The following is a 17794-nucleotide window of genomic DNA, read 5'->3' as shown; positions in this document are numbered from 1 at the left end:
CCTTCTTAGTTGATCGGATGTTGGCGCAGGAAATCGGCGGCGACAGCGGACGGGCTTTCGTGGTCGACGTCGACCCGCGCATTCAGCTCGCGCATGGTTGCGTCGTCGAACAGCTCGGCCAAGGGCTTGAGCTCTGCGGCCAATTGAGGATGCTGGTCGAGATATTCCTGACGGATCACCGGAGCTGCGGTGTAGTCCGGGAAGTAATGCTTGTCGTCGGCCAGCAGCTTCAATTTGAACGCGTTCAGGCGGCCATCGGTGGTGTAGACCAGACCGGCAAACACCTGGCTATTACGCAGGGCGGTGTAGACCAGGCCAGCGTCCATCTGCCGGGTGTTTTTGCGCGTGAGGTTCATGTCATACAACTTGACCATGCCGCCCATGCCGTCGGAACGGTTGGCGAACTCGGTGTCGAGGGCCACCAGGCGGTTTTCCTTGGTGTCCTCGGCCAGGGCTTTGGTCAGGTCGCTGATGCTGTTGATCTGCGGAAATTCCTTGGCCACGTTTTCCGGCAGTGCCAGCGCGTAGGTGTTGCTGAATTTCGACGGCGAGAGCCAGACCAAGCCTTTTTTCGCGTCGAGTTCTTTCACCCGGGCGTAGGACTGATCGCTGTCGAGCTTCTCGTCGATGTGGTTATAGGCCACCAGCGATACGCCGGTGTATTCCCAGATCAGATCCAGTTGCCCGCTTTCCTGGGCACTGCGTGCCAGGTTGCTGCCCAGGCCACCCGTCACACGGGCGTCGTAACCCTTGGTGCGCAGGTACTGGGAGGTGATTTCGGCGAGCAGGGTCTGCTCGGTGAACACCCGGGCGCCAATGCGAATCACCGGTTTTTCAGCGGCTTGCGCAATACCTGCAAACAGCAGGACGCAGCCTAATATCAAGCTTAGTTTTTTCATGTCGATTCCTTTCCTGGCGTTAAGACGGGCGCAACCCGCGTTCCAGCCAGAGGCGGCTGGCCATGGTCACCAGGCCGTCAAGCAGCAATGCCAGCAGCGCGGTGCATGCAGCGCCGAGCAGCAGTTGCGGCTGGTTGTTCAGGGCAATGCCGGGGAAGATCAGGCTGCCCAGGCTGTTGGCACCAATCAGGAACGCCAGTGGCGCGGTGCCGACGTTGATCGCCAGGGCCACACGTACACCGCCGATGATGATCGGCACGGCGTTGGGCAGTTCCACGCGAAACAGCACCTGGCGCGGCGTCATGCCGATGCCGGTGGCGGCTTCCTTGAGGGAACCCTGGACGTTTTTCAAGCCTTCGTAGGTGTTACGCACGATGGGCAGGAGGGAGGCGAGAAACAGCGCGAAGATGGCCGGGCCGCTGCCGATGCCGAGGACGCCGAGGGCGATGGCCAGTACGGCCAGGGGAGGGACGGTGTTGCCGATGTTGAAGATCTGCATGAAACGTTCTGCACGCCCGACCATGTTGGGTCGGCTGAGCAGGATACCAGCGGGGATGCCCACAATCAGGGCTGCCAGCATGGAGACTAGGACAAGAATCAGGTGAGCTTGCAGGTAAAACAACAAATCGTCGCGGTACAGTTCGATCGTGTTGATGCCGATCCAGTGGACCAGCAGGGCCAGGAGCGCGACGACAACCGCGCCTCCTATCAGCCCTTTGCCATAGCGAATAGCCACAGGCGGACTCCTTTTTTTCTTTTGTCGGCGAACACATTCTCCGGCGGCAATGCCATTCCTGGCTGTCGGCGAATAGGTTCGCGAAAAGCAGCTCGCCGATACTGGCAATGCAGTATGCGATCAAGCCATGAGCGCAGCCTCGTCAGGCTAACTTGCTGATATTTCAGCCCCTGTTCCGAGTGCGGTAGCAGGGGAGTGGACGTCTCGACCTTTTAAAAGGTTCCACACTTGGGCGCATTTAGCCACCCCCAATGGGCTCAACGGTGGTCTGTACCCTCGCGTTTGCGCTATACTCGCCGCCCTTTTTTGACTCACCTGCCAGGCGATTTCCCATGACCCACCAGGCCGCCGAAGTCGCGAAACGCCGCACTTTCGCCATTATTTCCCACCCCGATGCCGGTAAAACCACCATCACCGAAAAGCTGTTGCTGATGGGCAAGGCGATCGCGGTAGCCGGCACGGTGAAATCGCGCAAATCCGACCGCCATGCCACCTCCGACTGGATGGAAATGGAAAAACAACGGGGTATTTCCATTACCACGTCGGTCATGCAGTTCCCGTATCGCGACCACATGGTCAACCTGCTCGACACCCCGGGCCACGAAGACTTCTCCGAAGATACCTACCGCACCCTGACGGCAGTGGACTCGGCATTGATGGTCCTCGACGGCGGTAAGGGCGTTGAGCCACGTACCATTGCGCTGATGGACGTTTGCCGCCTGCGTGACACGCCGATCGTCAGCTTCATCAACAAACTCGACCGTGATATCCGCGACCCGATCGAGTTGCTGGATGAAATCGAAGCCGTCCTGAAGATCAAGGCCGCGCCGATTACCTGGCCGATTGGTTGCTATCGCGACTTCAAGGGCGTGTACCACCTGGCCGACGACTACATCATTGTCTACACCGCCGGCCATGGTCACGAACGTACCGAAACCAAGATCATCGAAAAGCTCGACTCCGACGAAGCCCGCGCCCATCTGGGTGACGAGTACGACCGTTTCGTCGACCAGCTGGAACTGGTGCAGGGCGCCTGCCATGAGTTCAACCAGCAGGAGTTCCTCGACGGCCAGTTGACCCCGGTGTTCTTCGGTACCGCCCTGGGCAACTTCGGCGTCGACCACGTACTGGACGCTGTCGTGGACTGGGCCCCGCGCCCGCTGGCCCGCGTCGCCAACGAGCGCACCGTGGAACCGGTGGAAGAGAAATTCACCGGCTTCGTGTTCAAGATCCAGGCGAACATGGACCCGAAACACCGTGACCGTATTGCCTTCATGCGCATCTGCTCCGGCAAATACGAAAAAGGCATGAAGATGCGCCACGTGCGTACCGGCAAGGACGTGCGCATCGGCGACGCGCTGACGTTCTTCTCCTCCGAGCGTGAACAGCTCGAAGAAGCCTACGCCGGCGACATCATCGGCCTGCACAACCACGGCACCATCCAGATCGGTGACACCTTCACCGAAGGCGAAGCGCTGGGCTTTACCGGTATCCCGCACTTCGCCCCGGAACTGTTCCGCCGCGTGCGCCTGCGCGACCCGCTCAAGTCCAAGCAACTGCGCCAAGGCTTGCAGCAATTGGCCGAAGAAGGTGCCACCCAGGTGTTCTTCCCCGAGCGCAGCAACGACATCATCCTCGGCGCCGTCGGTGTGCTGCAGTTCGATGTGGTCGCCAGCCGCTTGAAAGAGGAATACAAGGTGGAGTGCTCCTACGAGCCGATCACTGTGTATTCGGCGCGCTGGATTGATTGCAGCGATAAGAAGAAGTTGGAAGAGTTCTCCAACAAGGCCGTGGAAAACCTGGCAATCGACGGCGGTGGTCACCTGACCTACCTGGCACCGACCCGGGTGAACCTGGCGCTGATGGAAGAGCGTTGGCCGGATGTGAAATTCCGTGCGACCCGTGAGCATCATTAAAGCTAGAGCGGTACACCCAAGGGCGAAGCTGTGATGGCTTCGCCCTTTTTATTGGGGGGCTGGTATGGCCCGTTGGGCGTGAGCGCAATCAGGTTCAGCAACGGCTGGAAGTGTTCGCTGCACTGGATAATCCAGCGTGCCAACGTTTGCCGGGGGATCTCGATACCGTGTCGGCTCTGCACCGTTTCAAAACGATGCAGCGGCAAGCCATCGACATACTTGGTGGTCAGCAGCATGCCAGTACGCTTGGGCTGGCCATGCTCTTTTCGATTGACTGCGCAGGCTTGTCTGCGGTGATCGGGGCTCTTTCACAACCGCGGCAGCCGTAGACCTTGCGCACATGTTTGATCACGTGGATCTGCATCGGCAAGATGTTCAACTGCTCGCTGGTTTCTTCGCCAATGACATGTTCGCAGCAACCACAAGCGCAGGTCAGATCGTGCTCTGGCAAGTCGTGGATGACTTCGATATGCGCCAGATCAGCCGACAGTGGCTCGCTTTCCGGCTCGTGGAGCCAGTTCAGTTCCTGGACGCTCAGGACAATAGCTTCGTCAGTAATGTCGGGCGAGGTTTTGAAACGTTCGGACTCCAGGCGCTTTAGCCAAAGACAGAAACTGTTGCGCTCCCAATACAACACCTTGACCCGATTGCGGTGGCGATTTAGAAAAACGAAAAGCACGAAAAGCACGGGGTCAGACACCGCCACCTTGATATCCAGTTCGACAAGGGCTGCCAAGCCGTCGATGGGTTTTCGACAGTCGACCGGTTTTGGATAGAGGTACACTTTTTCAACGCTGGTATTGGGACGCATCATGACGATGGGCTTCTGGTTGAAGTCGAGAGCACAGCATGATGATGACAGTTGACCTAGCACTGAAGGGCGCGAGTTACAAAAAAAAATAATGCGTGCCCCCTCCAACTGACAGTATCTAGTGAAACACATTAAGAATCGTCTTATTTTGCCCTCCACCAAAAACACAATATAATTATAATTCATTCCATTCCACTCCCCTCTGTTAATATTGGGGTCCAACTGTCAAAGCGAAGTTAGCACATGAAAAGGCACGCGTTTAATATTTTGCACTCCCTATGTTTAATGGCGCTCGCTGGGTGTTCACCTATCTCTATGCCGCAGACGTAGCTCAACCTGCCCGCGTCCGATTTCGAAACATATAGAAGCGACTTCAAAGTCAGGTTCCACAATTAAACTCAGTCTTCCTTCAAGAAGCTAGGCACTATGAAAGTCATTAGGCTATTATTGCTATTTTTTATCTTTTGCACGACGGCCAATGCAGTTGCAGCAGTATGCGAGTACGAAACAGGCGACTCTGCTGTTACGCGAAACATCGTGCTGCCCACAAGTGTATCGATACCTAGAGATGCAGCTAACGGCACAGTTATATATGAGAGCGTGCAAGTTACAAATGCTGAGGTGGGCGTTTTCAATTGCAGCGATTTTCATTTGGAGGGGATCAAGAATTACTTGGGCCAGGACGTGGCCGGGACAATACAGCCTATTGGGGATACAGGAATTGGTTGGCAATGGCTTTATAATGGATACCCACATTATGGAGTGGCAAACAATAATAGTGGCCATCCTAGCCGATACTCGTTCAAAGACACAGCTGTCGCGTTAAGATTTGTAAAAATAGGAGCAATAAAAAGCAATGCTCTAATACCTGCCGGAGCAATCGGTGCGTTCGAAGTTGGAACAATTTTTCCGTTTATAATCGAAACCAGCGGAATGTCTATAGTAGTACCTTCATGCGAAACACCCGATGTAATTGTGGACATGGGAAGCCAAGACTTGAGTCAGTTTTTTTACAATGCTCCATACACTGCATCGAAGCGCTTCAACATAAAACTCAACGACTGTCCAGTTGGCATCAAAAAAGTAAATTACAAATTGATTGCAACATCAACAGCTCCTGCCATAGATCCAACCTCAGGAATTATTAGCCTAAACTCCACCTCAACTGCCAAAGGCATTGCATTGCAAATAATGGACAGTAGCGAGCAGCCAATAAATCTCAACCTGACACATGTATTCAACGATTACTCAAGTGGCGGGGGGAGTTTCGAAATCCCTATGTTTGCACGATACTTTAAGAAGACAGGGGGAGATGGAGAAATCAAAGCCGGAACCGCAAATACGGAGATTACTTTTGTTATGAGTTACTTATAATGTCGCTCAGTCTCCTTGTCACATAGAGCGACTTAAGGAGCCCTTGAACGTGGCTATCGCAATCGAACCTCAAAAACGTATAGACTTTGTTTTTTTTGAATTCGGACGAAACGGTAGAACTGGCGAGAAAAACCTCATTGCTCGGCAGTCGTGTTGATCCATGCGTATGGATGGCAAGTTTGAAATTCATCAAGCCGACTAAGTCAAGCAAATCGCATAGTGTATTCCAATACATTCACGTCCTCAGATCCTATCCAAGTCTTAGGAGGAACTCGACTCTGGGCCACTACCGCCACACTTGTCCGCACACCCAGAATTCTCTGCTCCCTATCACCACCTACAGTGATGTTGTGCTTCTGCCCTACCACCAAGTTGAAGTCCCGCCCGGTGACCAGTATCAGGGCGGCAGCAAGGACGATAATGACGCCACCACTAGCGACGATCCGGATGATGAAGGCGATAGCCAGACCTAGTCCCGGCCAGATACAAACCCGCCCGGCTAGCCGGGCGGAGTACGTTATGAACTTACAACGGCCCGATCAGAACGAAGTGGTCACCGACGCGAAGTAAGCCCGGCCCGGCTCATTGTAAGTCTGCGCACCCGCATCCTCGGCGTTGCCTTTGCGCGACAGGCGCTTGTCCAGCAGGTTGTTGATGCCCACCCGCACGCTAAGGTTTTTGCTGAACTCATAGCCGCTGCTCAAGCCCATCAACCCGTACGGGTCGACGTCCTGCTGGGCGCTGCGATCGTAACTGCTGGCGCTGCGTGAGTTGAGCGTCGGTGCTTCTTGTTTGCCGTAATAGGTGCCGCTGACCTGGAATGACAGCTTGTCAGTGGCTTGCCAGTCCAGCGTGGTGTTGACGGTGTACTTGGGGATGATGCTCAAGGGCTCGCCGGTGTCTTTGTCCTTGGAGTCGATCATATAAGTCAGGTTGGTGTTCAAGTCCAAGTCATCGCGCAGGCTGACGAACAGGTTGCCTTCAACGCCCTGGACCAAGGCTGGGCCGCTGTTTTCCCACTCCAATACACGTCGGCCGTTGCCCAGACGGAAAGCCGCCTCGTTACTGGCGTTGATCTTGTTCTTGTAGTCATTACGGAAGTACGTCGCACTGGTGCGCCAGGTGCCCTTGTCGAAAGCCAGGCCGATTTCCTTGTTGACGCTGATTTCCGGCTTCAGGTCCCGGTTGCCCACCAGGTAGCAACCGCCCATGTTGGCTTCGCTGGCGTTGCAGCCATTACCACGGCTGTAGAGCAAATAGTTCGGGTTGGACTGGTACAGGTTGGGGGTTTTGTAGGCGCGGGCAATGCCGCCCTTGATGCTCAGTTCGTCGGTCAACTGGTGCGAGGCATTGAAGCTGGGGCTCCAGTTGCCGCCGTATTCCTCATGATCGTCGAAGCGCAAGCCAGGCGTGATCACGGTTTTGCTGCCCAACTCGATGTTGTTCTCGGCAAACAAGGCGTAGCTCGAGGCGGTGGTCTTGGTGCTGTTGCGGCTGACGCCCGGGATGGCGGGTACGCCGCCGGTGCCCGGGTCATAGCTTTGCGGGCGCAACGAGCCTGGGTCGTTCATCGACTCGTAGAGGTATTCGCTGCCCAGGGTCAGGACTTGTTCGGCACCGAAGCTCAGGGGCAGGTTGACCTCGGCGGTGGCCCGGGTGTTACGCAGGCGTGATTCGAAACGCCCGGCGCTGGCCGAAGGCGCGCCCTCGCCGGATCCGGCCAGGCCTTCGTTGAGACGCTCATTGCGGGTCAGGTCGTGGGTCAGCGAGGCCAGGGTCGAGCCCCAGTCAAATTCACCACGGTGGGTTGCAGAGAAGCTGCTGCGTTGAATCACACTGGTTTCCTTGCCCACCAGGCTTTCAACGAATGCGCCACCGCCGTTGAGCATGGTGTCGCCGGCAAAAATATTACCCTGGCGGCTGTAGCTGGCTTCCAGGTCGAGGGTTTGCTCTGGGGTGAATTGCCAGCTCAGCAAGCCATTGACGTCTTTATTGCGCACGCCCTCGCGGCCAGCGACCAAAGAATCAGGCGTCGCTTGAGCTGCGCGGTTGATGTCGGCGTCATCGGCGTCGGTCTTGTTCAGGCCGCCATAGACGCGGAATGCCAGAGTGTCGGTCAACGGGCCGCTGAGGTTGAAGTTGGTGCGCTTGCTCGCGCCTTCGGCATCGTTTTCGGGGAAGGCGGTGTAGGCGGTCAGCGAACCGTGCAATTGATCGGTCGGGCGTTTGGTGATGATGTTGATCACCCCGCCCATGGCCCCGGAGCCATAACGAGCGGCGGCCGGGCCGCGCAGGATTTCAATGCGCTCGACTTCTTCGGCCGGCACCCAGTTGGTTTCGCCACGGGTATCACGGTCACCGCTCCAGCCATAACGCACGGCGTTGCGTGAGGTGGAGGGCTTGCCATCGATCAGGATCAGGGTGTTTTCCGGGCCCATGCCGCGCAGGTCGATCTGACGGTTATTGCCGCGGCTGCCGCTGGAACTATTGCCGGTCAGGTTGACGCCTGGCTCGCGGCGGATGATCTCCGACAGGTCGTTGCTGGGTGGGCGCTTCTTGATGTCTTCGGCGGTGATGATCGACACGCCGGGTGCTTGCTTGAGTTCTTCGGCAGCGGTCCCCAAAACACGCGTCTCGCCCAACACCAAGGCTTGGGAGGTGCCATCTACAGGCAGGTCCGTTGCCTGGATCGGCACTTTATCGCGCTCTTTTTCCACACTCTCCGCCAGCAGCGCGGGAGACGAGAGGGTAGCGATAAACGCCAGCGATAGATGGCTGAGCCTGAATTGAGACGACATGTCCACAAAGTCCTTTACGAGGGGCGATTGAACGAGAGGCGTCTGAATTTTTCGCGTAGCCAACCGTGGCTTGGCAGCCAGTATCCAGCGCCCTCTTTGCGTCGTGATGGTATTGATTCTCAAACAAAAGTAAATTTCATTTACAATCTATACACTTTCCAGAGGGCTCTGGCGCAATGTTTTCAAGGCCGGAGGCATTGAAAGGCGCAGGTCCATCTGTATTTTCTTTGCTACAAACGCGCAAAAAAAAGCCCCTCCGGCCAGACTGATGCGCAATCTGGCGGGAAGGGCGATGGAACTCATTGAAGCTGCAGTTCCTACAAGGGAGGCGTCAGGCCACGAATTGCTCTGCGTAGTGGCAAGCCACCTGCCGATTATCCAATGGTCGCAACAGCGGCTCCTCGCTGCTGCAGCGCTCGGTCGCATACGGGCAGCGCTTGTGGAACGCGCAGCCAGGTGGCGGGTTCAGCGGGTTAGGCAGTTCGCCGACGATTTTGATCTTCGGCTTGTTCGGGTCCGGGTGAATGGTCGGTGTGGCCGACAGCAGCGCCTGCGTGTACGGGTGCAGCGGGCGGGCGTAGATGTCTTCCTTGGGGCCTACTTCCACCGGGCGGCCGAGGTACATCACCATCACGTCGTCGGCGACGTGTTGCACCACCGCCAGGTTGTGGGAGATGAACACGTAGGCGGTATTGAATTCCTGCTGCAAATCCATGAACAGGTTGAGCACCTGGGCCTGGATCGACACGTCCAGCGCCGAGGTCGGTTCGTCTGCCACCAACACTTTGGGTTGCAGCATCATCGCCCGAGCCAGTGCGATACGTTGGCGCTGACCACCGGAGAACATGTGCGGGTAGCGCTGATAATGCTCAGGGCGCAGGCCCACTTGCTTCATCATCGCCTGGACTTTTTCGCGGCGCTCGGCGGCGGACAGGTTGGTGTTGATCAGCAACGGCTCCGCCAGTTGATCACCGACTTTCTGGCGTGGGTTCAACGACGCATACGGGCTTTGGAAAACCATCTGCACGTCTTTACGCAATTGCTTGCGCTGGGCCTTGTCGGCACCGGCCACTTCCTGGCCGGCAATTTTCAAGGAGCCCGAAGACGGCTCTTCAATCAGCGTGAGGGCACGGGCCAGGGTGGATTTGCCGCAACCCGACTCGCCCACAACCGCGAGGGTCTTGCCGGCTTCCAGCTCAAAGGACACGCCATTGAGAGCACGCACGGTGGCGTGGCCCTTGAACAGGCCACGGGACACTTCATAGTGACGGGTGAGGTCGCGGGCGGTAAGTACGACGGCCATTACGCCACCTCCTGGTTCAGCGGGTAGAAGCAGCGGGCGAGGCTGTTGCTTTTCGGATCAAGGCTTGGACGCTGGGCGCGGCAGGAGTCCTGGACATACGGGCAGCGCGGTGACAGCAAGCAGCCCTGCGGACGGTCATAGCGGCCGGGAACGATGCCCGGCAGCGTGGCCAGGCGCGTGGCGCCGAGGCTGTGCTCCGGGATCGCCTTGAGCAGCGCTTCGCTGTACGGGTGCGCCGGAATGTCGAACAGTTGCGGCACCTGGCCGACTTCCACCGCTTGGCCTGCGTACATCACGCATACGCGCTGGGCGGTTTCAGCCACTACCGCGAGGTCGTGAGTGATCAGCACCAGGCCCATGTTCTGCTCTTTTTGCAGGGCCAGCAGCAGTTCCATGATCTGCGCCTGGATGGTCACGTCCAACGCAGTGGTCGGTTCATCGGCGATCAGCAACTTGGGCTCGCCGGCAATCGCCATGGCGATCGCAACACGTTGGCTCATACCGCCGGACAATTGGTGCGGGTAGGCATCCATACGGCTGGCAGCGCCTGGGATCTCGACTTTTTCCAGCAGTTCGATAGCCCGCTTGCGCGCTTGCCTGCCGGACATTTTCAAATGCAGGCGCAGCACTTCTTCGATCTGGAAACCCACGGTGTAGCTGGGGTTCAGCGCGGTCATCGGGTCCTGGAACACCATCGCCAGGTCTTTGCCGACGATCTGGCGGCGCTGGCGGTTGCTCAGCTTGAGCATGTCCTTGCCGTCGAAGTTCAGCGCATCGGCGGTAACGATGCCGGGATGCTCGATCAGGCCCATCAGCGCCATCATGGTCACGGATTTACCCGAGCCCGACTCGCCAACGATCGCCAGTACTTCGCCTTTGTCGACCGACAGGTCGAGGCCATCGACCACTGGTACGGCGGTCTTGTCGCCGAAGCGGACGTTGAGATTCTTGATTTCTAACAGTGACATGGGAATCTCCTCAGGCGGCGTTCTTGAGTTTCGGGTCCAGCGCATCGCGCAGGCCGTCACCCATCAAGTTGATTGCCAGCACGCTGAGCAAAATGGTCAAGCCAGGCAGGCTCACGACCCACCAGGCGCGTTCGATGTAGTCACGGGCCGAAGCCAGCATGGTGCCCCACTCGGGGGTTGGCGGTTGTACGCCAAGGCCGAGGAAGCCCAGGGCCGCGGCATCGAGAATCGCCGAGGAAAAGCTCAAGGTCGCTTGTACGATCAGCGGCGCCATGCAGTTAGGCAGCACGGTGATGAACATCAGGCGTGGCAGGCCGGCACCCGCGAGGCGGGCGGCGGTCACGTAGTCGCGGTTCAGTTCGCCCATCACCGCGGCGCGGGTCAGGCGCACGTAGGACGGCAGCGACACGATAGCGATGGCGATCACGGTGTTGATCAGGCCAGGGCCGAGGATGGCGACAATCGCCACGGCCAGCAGCAGCGACGGCAGGGCCAGCATGATGTCCATCAGACGCATGATGGTCGGGCCGAGCAAACGCGGGAAAAAACCGGCGAACAGGCCCAGCAGGATGCCCGGGATCAGCGACATCACCACCGACGACAAGCCGATCAGCAACGACAGGCGCGAACCCTGGATCAGGCGCGAGAGCAAGTCACGCCCCAGTTCGTCGGTGCCGAGCAGGAACTGCATCTGCCCGCCCTCCAGCCACGCCGGTGGGGTCAGCAGGAAGTCGCGGTATTGCTCGCTGGGGTTATGCGGCGCAACCCAGGGGGCGAAGATCGCGCAGAACACGATCAGCAACATGAACAGCAGGCCGGCAACCGCGCCCTTGTTCTTGGAGAAGGCTTGCCAGAATTCTTTGTACGGGGACGGGTACAGCAGGCTCTGATCGACTGCTGACACTGGAGTAGAGGTAGTCATGGTCATGATCTCAGCGCTGGTGACGGATGCGTGGGTTGGCGAAGCCGTAGAGGATATCCACCACGAAGTTCACCAGGATCACCAGGCAGGCGATCAGCAGAATGCCGTTTTGCACCACCGGGTAGTCCCGCGCGCCAATGGCTTCGATCAGCCATTTGCCGATGCCGGGCCACGAGAAGATGGTTTCGGTCAGTACCGCACCGGCCAGCAGCGTGCCGACTTGCAGGCCGACCACGGTCAGTACCGGGATCAGCGCGTTGCGCAGGCCGTGCACGAATACCACGCGCGCCGGCGACAGGCCCTTGGCCTTGGCGGTGCGGATGTAGTCCTCGCGCAGTACTTCAAGCATCGATGAGCGGGTCATCCGTGCGATCACCGCCAGCGGGATAGTACCCAGCACGATAGCCGGCAGGATCAGGTGGTGCAGGGCGTCCCAGAACGCGTCCGGCTCGTCGGCCAGCAGGGTGTCGATCAACATGAAACCGGTGCGCGGCTCGATGTCGTAGAGCAGGTCGATACGCCCGGAAACCGGGGTCCAGCCCAGGCTCACCGAGAAGAACATGATCAGGATCAGGCCCCACCAGAAGATCGGCATCGAATAGCCCGCCAGGGAGATGCCCATCACCCCATGGTCGAACAGGGATCCTCGTTTGAGTGCCGCGATCACCCCGGCCAACAGGCCCAGGATACCGGCGAACAACAGGGCGGCCATGGACAGTTCCAGGGTCGCCGGGAAAAGGGCGGTGAACTCGGTCCACACGCTGGTGCGGGTGCGCAGTGATTCGCCAAGATCGCCCTGGGCGAGCTTGCCGACGTAATCCAGGTATTGCGCGTACAGCGGCTTGTTAAGGCCAAGGCGCTCCATTGCCTGGGCGTGCATTTCGGGGTCAACCCGCCGCTCGCCCATCATGACTTCTACGGGGTCGCCTGGAATCATGCGAATCAACGCAAAAGTCAGCAACGTGATGCCGAAGAACGTGGGGATCAATAACCCCAATCGGCGGGCAATAAAACTAAACATCTTGGTGTGTACCTCAATCAGCCGGTTAGGCAGGTTCGGCACCGTCAATGTCGACGGTGCCGAGCGTTTTTCTTATTACTTCACCTGGGTGGTGGCGAAGTTATTTGTACCCAGAGGGCTTTGGGTGAAGCCTTCTACGTTCTTGCGCAGGGCGGTGAACAGTTTCGGGTAAGCCATGGGAAGCCAGGGTTGGTCTTTCTCGAACACATCCTGTGCTTGTTCATAGAGCGCGGCCCGTTCGGCCGGTTCCGCGACTGCACGGGCTTTGTCGATCAAGTCCTGAAACTCTTTGTTACACCAGCGGGCGTAGTTTTCGCCGTTTTTGGCTGCATCGCAACTCAGGTTTGGCGTCAGGAAGTTATCCGGGTCGCCGTTATCACCTACCCAGCCCGCCGAAACCATGTCGTGCTCGCCGTTTTTGGCACGCTTGAGCATCTCGCCCCATTCCATGACCTTGATATTGATCTTCAAGCCAATCTGGGCCAGGTCTGCTTGCATACGCTGGGCGCCAAGCATCGGGTTGGGGTTGGTCGGGCCGCCGCCGTTACGGGTGAACAGGGTGAATTCGGTGCCTTCCGGCACGCCGGCTTCCTTGAGCAGGGCACGGGCCTTGTCCAGGTCGCGTGCTGGGTTTTTCAGCTTTTCACTGAAACCCAGCAATGTCGGTGGATAAGGGCCGGTGCCCACGACTGCATTGCCTTTTCCGAACAGCGCTTCGGTATAGCCGGCCTTGTCGAACGCGATGTTGATAGCGTGGCGTACCCGCGCATCGCTCATGTATTTGCGGGTGGTGTTCAATGCGGTGTAGCTGGTGGTCATCGCCGCCAGTTCATCGACTTTCAGGTTCGGGTCTTTCTTGATGCTTGGGATGTCATCCGGCTTGGGGAATAACGCGATCTGACATTCGTTGGCCTTGAGCTTCTGCAGGCGCACGTTGTTATCGACGGTGATTGCCAGAATCAGCGGATCGACCGCCGGCTTGCCGCGGAAGTAGTCGGGGTTGGCCTTGAAGCGTGCCTGGGCGTCTTTCTGATAACGGGTGAAGATGAACGGACCAGTGCCGATGGGCTTGGCATTGAGGTCTTCGGTCTTGCCGGATTTGAGCAACTGGTCGGCGTATTCCTTCGAATGGATTGAAGAGAACGCCATGCCCAGGTCAGCCAGGAACGGAGCTTCAGGACGGGTCAGGGTAAAGACGACAGTATGATCGTCGATCTTCTCTACGCTCTTGAGCAGTTCCTTGAACCCCATGCTTTCGAAGTACGGGTAACCCACGAGGGACTTTTTATGCCATGGATGATTCGGGTCCAGCTGGCGCTGGAAGCTCCAAAGCACGTCGTCGGCGTTCAGGTTGCGCGTGGGTTTGAAATAGTCGGTGGTGTGAAACTTGATGTCGTCACGCAGGTGGAAGGTGTAGGTCAGGCCATCGGCGCTGATTTCCGGCAGGTCTTTAGCCAGCGCAGGGACCACCTCGGTAGTACCGGGCTTGAAGTCCACCAGACGGTTGAACATGGTTTCAGCGGCGGCATCGGCGGTCACGGCGGTGGTGTACAGGACCGGGTCGAAACCTTCCGGGCTGGCTTCGGTGCACACCACCAGCGGTTTGGCCGAAACGCCGATCGCCACGCTCAACAGCGCGGCAGCCATGGCGGCTTGTAGCGGGAGCATTTTCATTCAGAGCCCTCTGCAATCGATGGAACCAGAAAAGCGTAGACGGCGAACTCGTCCTGAGTCCGCCGCCTGCCTGGCGCTAGTTAAAGGATGTTGAATGGAATGGTGGTGACCAGACGGAACTCTTTGATGTTGCCGTCAGCCTGTTCGGAGCTGGCGCGGTGAGTGACGTAGGTGGCACGGATGGTCGTGGCCTTGAGGGGGCCGCTCTGGATCGCATAGGTCGAGCCAACGCCGTATTCCTGGTGTTTCTCACCGTCCATCAGGCGCAGGTCGCTGCGTGATTCGCCGGCCACACCATAGGCAGTGCCTTTGTAATGAGTACCGTCGATGCCCCAACCGCGAGCCGAGTAGATGTTGAACTTCAGGCCTGGTATGCCGTACTCGGCCATGTTGATGCCGTAGGCGATCTGGAAGGACTTCTCGTTCGGGCTGTTGAAGTCAGACGTCAGGGAGTTGGCCAGGTAGATGCCGTTGGTTTCGTGCAGGTAGTCGAAGTATTCGTCGCCATTAACAGCTTGGTACGCGAAGGTCAGGCTGTGGGCTTGGTGGGTCAGTCCCAGGGACAGCGAGTAGGTATCGTTGTCGATCTCGCCCATCTTCTTGCTGCCGGTATCGGTAGTCTTGTAGTAATTCAGGCCGGTGGTCAGTGCCAAGGTCTGCGCATCACCCAATTCGTGGGTCGCGCCGAAGTAGTACTGGTTCCAGAAGTCTTCAACGTTAGCTGCGAACACGCTGGTTTTAAGGCTTTTGAACGGCTGGTAGTTAAAGCCCAGGGTTTTGACTTTGTCGGTTTCCTGGCCATTGCCGTATTCGGAACGGAATTTGGACAGGCTTTGTTCGGTACGCGGAGAAACTCGATCGAAGATACCGCCCTGGAATGACAGGTTGCTGAATTCTTCGCTGTTGAAGCTCACACCTTGGAAGCTCGAAGGCAGCGCACGGTTGCCGATGGTATCGACAATGCCGCTACTGAAATTCTGGCGACCGGCAGTCAGAGTGGTGTTCGAGACACGGAACTTGACGTTGGCCAGACCCAGTTTGCTCCATTGACCAACTGCGTCACCACCGGAGTCGGCCAGCGTGCGGTTGGAGCCGCCAGCGATATCCTTGCGATCGCGGTCAAGGGCAATGAAGTTGTAGGCGGCGACTTCAGTGCTGACGCCAACCGTACCTTGGGTGAAGCCCGAGGTATAGTTGATGATTGTGCCTTGGGCCCAGTTGATACGACGTGAAGTCGGCGTTTTAGGCAAGCTTGTGTCGTGTTTCACGTCATTTTTGCGGTACGAGAAACGGTCGTTGCGAAATCTCATTTCGTTCGCATACCAGTTACGAGTAGTCCCGCCCAGGCTTTGACCATCGATAAAGCCTTTAGCCTCGCTTTGGGCGCTGGTGCCGGCCAGGGTGGTAGGAACGAAGTCCTGGCTTTGCGTTTCAGCGTACGCGGTCGCCGTGATGCTGCTGATGGCCAGGGCCAGAAGCGCTTTGCTGCTCAGTTTCATGGGTGAAGCTCCTTTGGTTCTCTTTTTTAATGCCGGTCTTTTTAGGTGAACCGGCTATTGGGTGTGGAACTCGTTCAAGCCTGTGCAAACGTTTGGCGTAGGAAATTTCCCAACAAAAGCCTGCGCGTTTGCCGGGAAGCGAACTTCGCTCCCCGCAATCCGGTTATTTTCTTATGGGGTAATGCTGACGCCCGAGAACACGTTGCGGCCGAAGGGGCTCACCTTGAAACCTTCGACTTTGGCGCTTAACGGCTGGTTGACCGTCGAGTGGGCGACTGGCGTGATCGGCACCTGCTGCTTGAGCAGTTGCTGCGCCTGTTTGTAAAGAACAGTCCTTTGTTCGCGGTCGGTCACGACCTTGGCTTGCTTGATCAGCTTGTCGTACGCCGGGTCACACCACATGGAGTAGTTGTTCCCGCCGATGGCGTCGCAGCTGTAGAGGGTGCCCAACCAGTTGTCCGGATCACCGTTGTCGCCGGTCCAGCCAATCAGGCTGACATCATGCTCACCGTTCTTGGTGCGCTTGATGTACTCGCCCCATTCGTAGCTGACGATTTTGACTTTCAGGCCGATCTTGGCCCAATCGTTCTGCAGCATCTCGGCCATCAGCTTGGCGTTGGGGTTGTACGGACGTTGTACCGGCATCGCCCACAGGGTGATCTCGGTGCCTTCCTTGACGCCGGCGGCCTTGAGCAGCTCCTTGGCTTTTTCCGGGTTGTAGGCGGCGTCCTTGATGCTGTCGTCGTAGGACCACTGTGTCGGCGGCATGGCGTTGACCGCCAGTTGCCCTGCGCCCTGGTACACAGCGTTGAGGATGCTCTGCTTGTTCACCGCCATGTCCAGCGCCTGGCGCACTTCAAGCTGGTCGAACGGCTTGTGGCGCACGTTGTAGGCGATGTAGCCGAGGTTGAAGCCAGGCTTGGTCAGCAGTTGCAGGTTCGGGTCGGCCTTCAGCGCGTCTACATCGGCGGGGCGCGGATGCAGGGTGACCTGGCATTCGCCGGCCTTGAGCTTCTGCACCCGTACCGAGGCGTCGGTGTTGATGGCGAAGATCAGTTGGTCCAGCTTGACGCGGCTCGGGTCCCAGTACTGTTTGTTGCCCACGTAACGTATCTGCGAGTCTTTCTGGTAACGCTGGAACACAAATGGGCCAGTGCCGATCGGCTTCTGGTTGATGTCGCTGGGCTTGCCTTGCTTGAGCAACTGCTCGGCGTATTCGGCGGACAGGATTGCAGCGAAACTCATGGCGATGTTCTGTACGAACGCGGCATCGACCGTGTTCAAGGTCATCACCACCGTGTGCGGGTCGGTTTTTTCGACCTTGGCGATATTCTTGTTCAGGCTCATCCCGTTGAAGTACGGAAACTCGGTAGGGTAGGCCTTGCGGAATGGATGCTCGGGGTCAAGCATGCGGTTGAAGGTGAACAGCACGTCGTCGGCGTTGAAGTCGCGCGTCGGCTTGAATTCCTTGTTGCTGTGGAACTTCACCCCCTCACGCAGGTGGAAGGTGTAGGTCAGGCCATCTGGCGAAATATCCCATTTGGTCGCCAGCCCAGGTACTACGTCGGTCGCGCCTTTTTCGAATTCAACCAGGCGATTGTACAAAGGCTCTGCCGCATCGTTGTCGGTGGCCGTGGTGTATTGCGCAGTGTCAAACCCTGCCGGGCTGCCTTCGGAGCAGAACACCAGGCTCTTCTTTTCGGCGGCCTGGCCCATCGTGGCCACGGCCAGCAGGCTGGTGGCAAACATCGCGGATAGAACAGTGGTATGGCGCATGACGATCCCGATCCTTGTTTGTAGTTATCAACAGCAACCCTCCCGCTGGCCATGGCCAGGAAGACATCACTGATCCCACGCACAGCAAGTGCCATTT

At 57.9% G+C, this 17794-nt stretch carries 12 protein-coding genes and 2 pseudogenes; 2 read left to right on the top strand and 12 right to left on the bottom strand.

Annotated features, from left to right (window positions below):
• Positions 1–5: 5 nt before the first annotated feature.
• Positions 6–899, bottom strand: a complete 894-nt coding sequence (locus tag E4P00_RS14495; protein WP_248131831.1) for a glycine betaine ABC transporter substrate-binding protein — start codon at positions 897–899, stop codon at positions 6–8.
• Between the two features lie 19 nt (positions 900–918).
• Positions 919–1635 (bottom strand): ABC transporter permease, encoded by a 717-nt coding sequence (locus E4P00_RS14490; RefSeq protein ID WP_004372306.1) that lies wholly within the window; start codon positions 1633–1635, stop codon positions 919–921.
• 332 nt (positions 1636–1967) lie between these two features.
• On the opposite strand from E4P00_RS14490, the gene E4P00_RS14485 reads away from it, so the two are divergent.
• Positions 1968–3551: a peptide chain release factor 3 gene (locus E4P00_RS14485; RefSeq protein ID WP_078820278.1), complete on the top strand. Its 1584-nt coding sequence runs from the start codon at positions 1968–1970 to the stop codon at positions 3549–3551.
• Between the two features lie 86 nt (positions 3552–3637).
• Here the strand turns inward: E4P00_RS14485 and E4P00_RS14480 are convergent.
• Both E4P00_RS14480 and tnpB read right to left on the bottom strand, forming a co-directional pair.
• Positions 3638–4047: pseudogene (locus E4P00_RS14480) on the bottom strand (transposase); the annotation flags it as partial.
• A 21-nt stretch (positions 4048–4068) separates the two neighbouring features.
• Positions 4069–4362: pseudogene (tnpB, locus tag E4P00_RS14475) on the bottom strand (IS66 family insertion sequence element accessory protein TnpB); the annotation flags it as partial.
• A 426-nt stretch (positions 4363–4788) separates the two neighbouring features.
• On the opposite strand from tnpB, the gene E4P00_RS14470 reads away from it, so the two are divergent.
• Entirely contained in the window at positions 4789–5736 is a 948-nt protein-coding gene (locus tag E4P00_RS14470) for a fimbrial protein (protein ID WP_248129984.1), read from the top strand.
• A 539-nt stretch (positions 5737–6275) separates the two neighbouring features.
• Here the strand turns inward: E4P00_RS14470 and E4P00_RS14465 are convergent.
• The 8 genes from E4P00_RS14465 to E4P00_RS14430 all read right to left on the bottom strand — a co-directional run bounded on the left by E4P00_RS14465 (position 6276) and on the right by E4P00_RS14430 (position 17697).
• Positions 6276–8534: a TonB-dependent siderophore receptor gene (locus E4P00_RS14465; RefSeq protein WP_216090737.1), complete on the bottom strand. Its 2259-nt coding sequence runs from the start codon at positions 8532–8534 to the stop codon at positions 6276–6278.
• A gap of 331 nt (positions 8535–8865) precedes the next feature.
• On the bottom strand, positions 8866–9837 hold the full coding sequence (locus E4P00_RS14460; protein ID WP_005784734.1) for a peptide ABC transporter ATP-binding protein: 972 nt from the start codon (positions 9835–9837) through the stop codon (positions 8866–8868).
• A complete protein-coding gene (locus tag E4P00_RS14455) occupies positions 9837–10805 on the bottom strand; it encodes an ABC transporter ATP-binding protein (RefSeq protein WP_057701629.1) in 969 nt (322 codons plus the stop codon). The genes E4P00_RS14460 and E4P00_RS14455 overlap by 1 nt, the downstream gene beginning before the upstream one ends.
• A 10-nt stretch (positions 10806–10815) precedes the next feature.
• Entirely contained in the window at positions 10816–11727 is a 912-nt protein-coding gene (locus E4P00_RS14450; protein WP_005784738.1) for an ABC transporter permease subunit, read from the bottom strand.
• A 10-nt stretch (positions 11728–11737) separates the two neighbouring features.
• Positions 11738–12748, bottom strand: a complete 1011-nt coding sequence (locus E4P00_RS14445) for an ABC transporter permease subunit (protein WP_003171721.1) — start codon at positions 12746–12748, stop codon at positions 11738–11740.
• A gap of 75 nt (positions 12749–12823) precedes the next feature.
• Positions 12824–14422, bottom strand: coding sequence for an ABC transporter substrate-binding protein (locus tag E4P00_RS14440; RefSeq protein ID WP_248131829.1), 1599 nt, complete (start codon positions 14420–14422; stop codon positions 12824–12826).
• Between the two features lie 80 nt (positions 14423–14502).
• Positions 14503–15921 carry an OprD family outer membrane porin gene (locus tag E4P00_RS14435; protein WP_248131827.1) on the bottom strand — a complete coding sequence of 473 codons (1419 nt, stop codon included), beginning with the start codon at positions 15919–15921 and terminating at the stop codon, positions 14503–14505.
• A 171-nt stretch (positions 15922–16092) separates the two neighbouring features.
• Positions 16093–17697, bottom strand: coding sequence for an ABC transporter substrate-binding protein (locus E4P00_RS14430; protein WP_032877813.1), 1605 nt, complete (start codon positions 17695–17697; stop codon positions 16093–16095).
• Between the last annotated feature and the right edge of the window lie 97 nt (positions 17698–17794).

Origin of the sequence: Pseudomonas sp. B329 (assembly GCF_023127835.1) — a bacterium.
GTDB classification, from domain to species: domain Bacteria; phylum Pseudomonadota; class Gammaproteobacteria; order Pseudomonadales; family Pseudomonadaceae; genus Aquipseudomonas; species Aquipseudomonas synxantha_A.
Note: the sequence above shows the minus strand (reverse complement) of the source record. Positions and strands in the feature narration are given on the sequence as shown.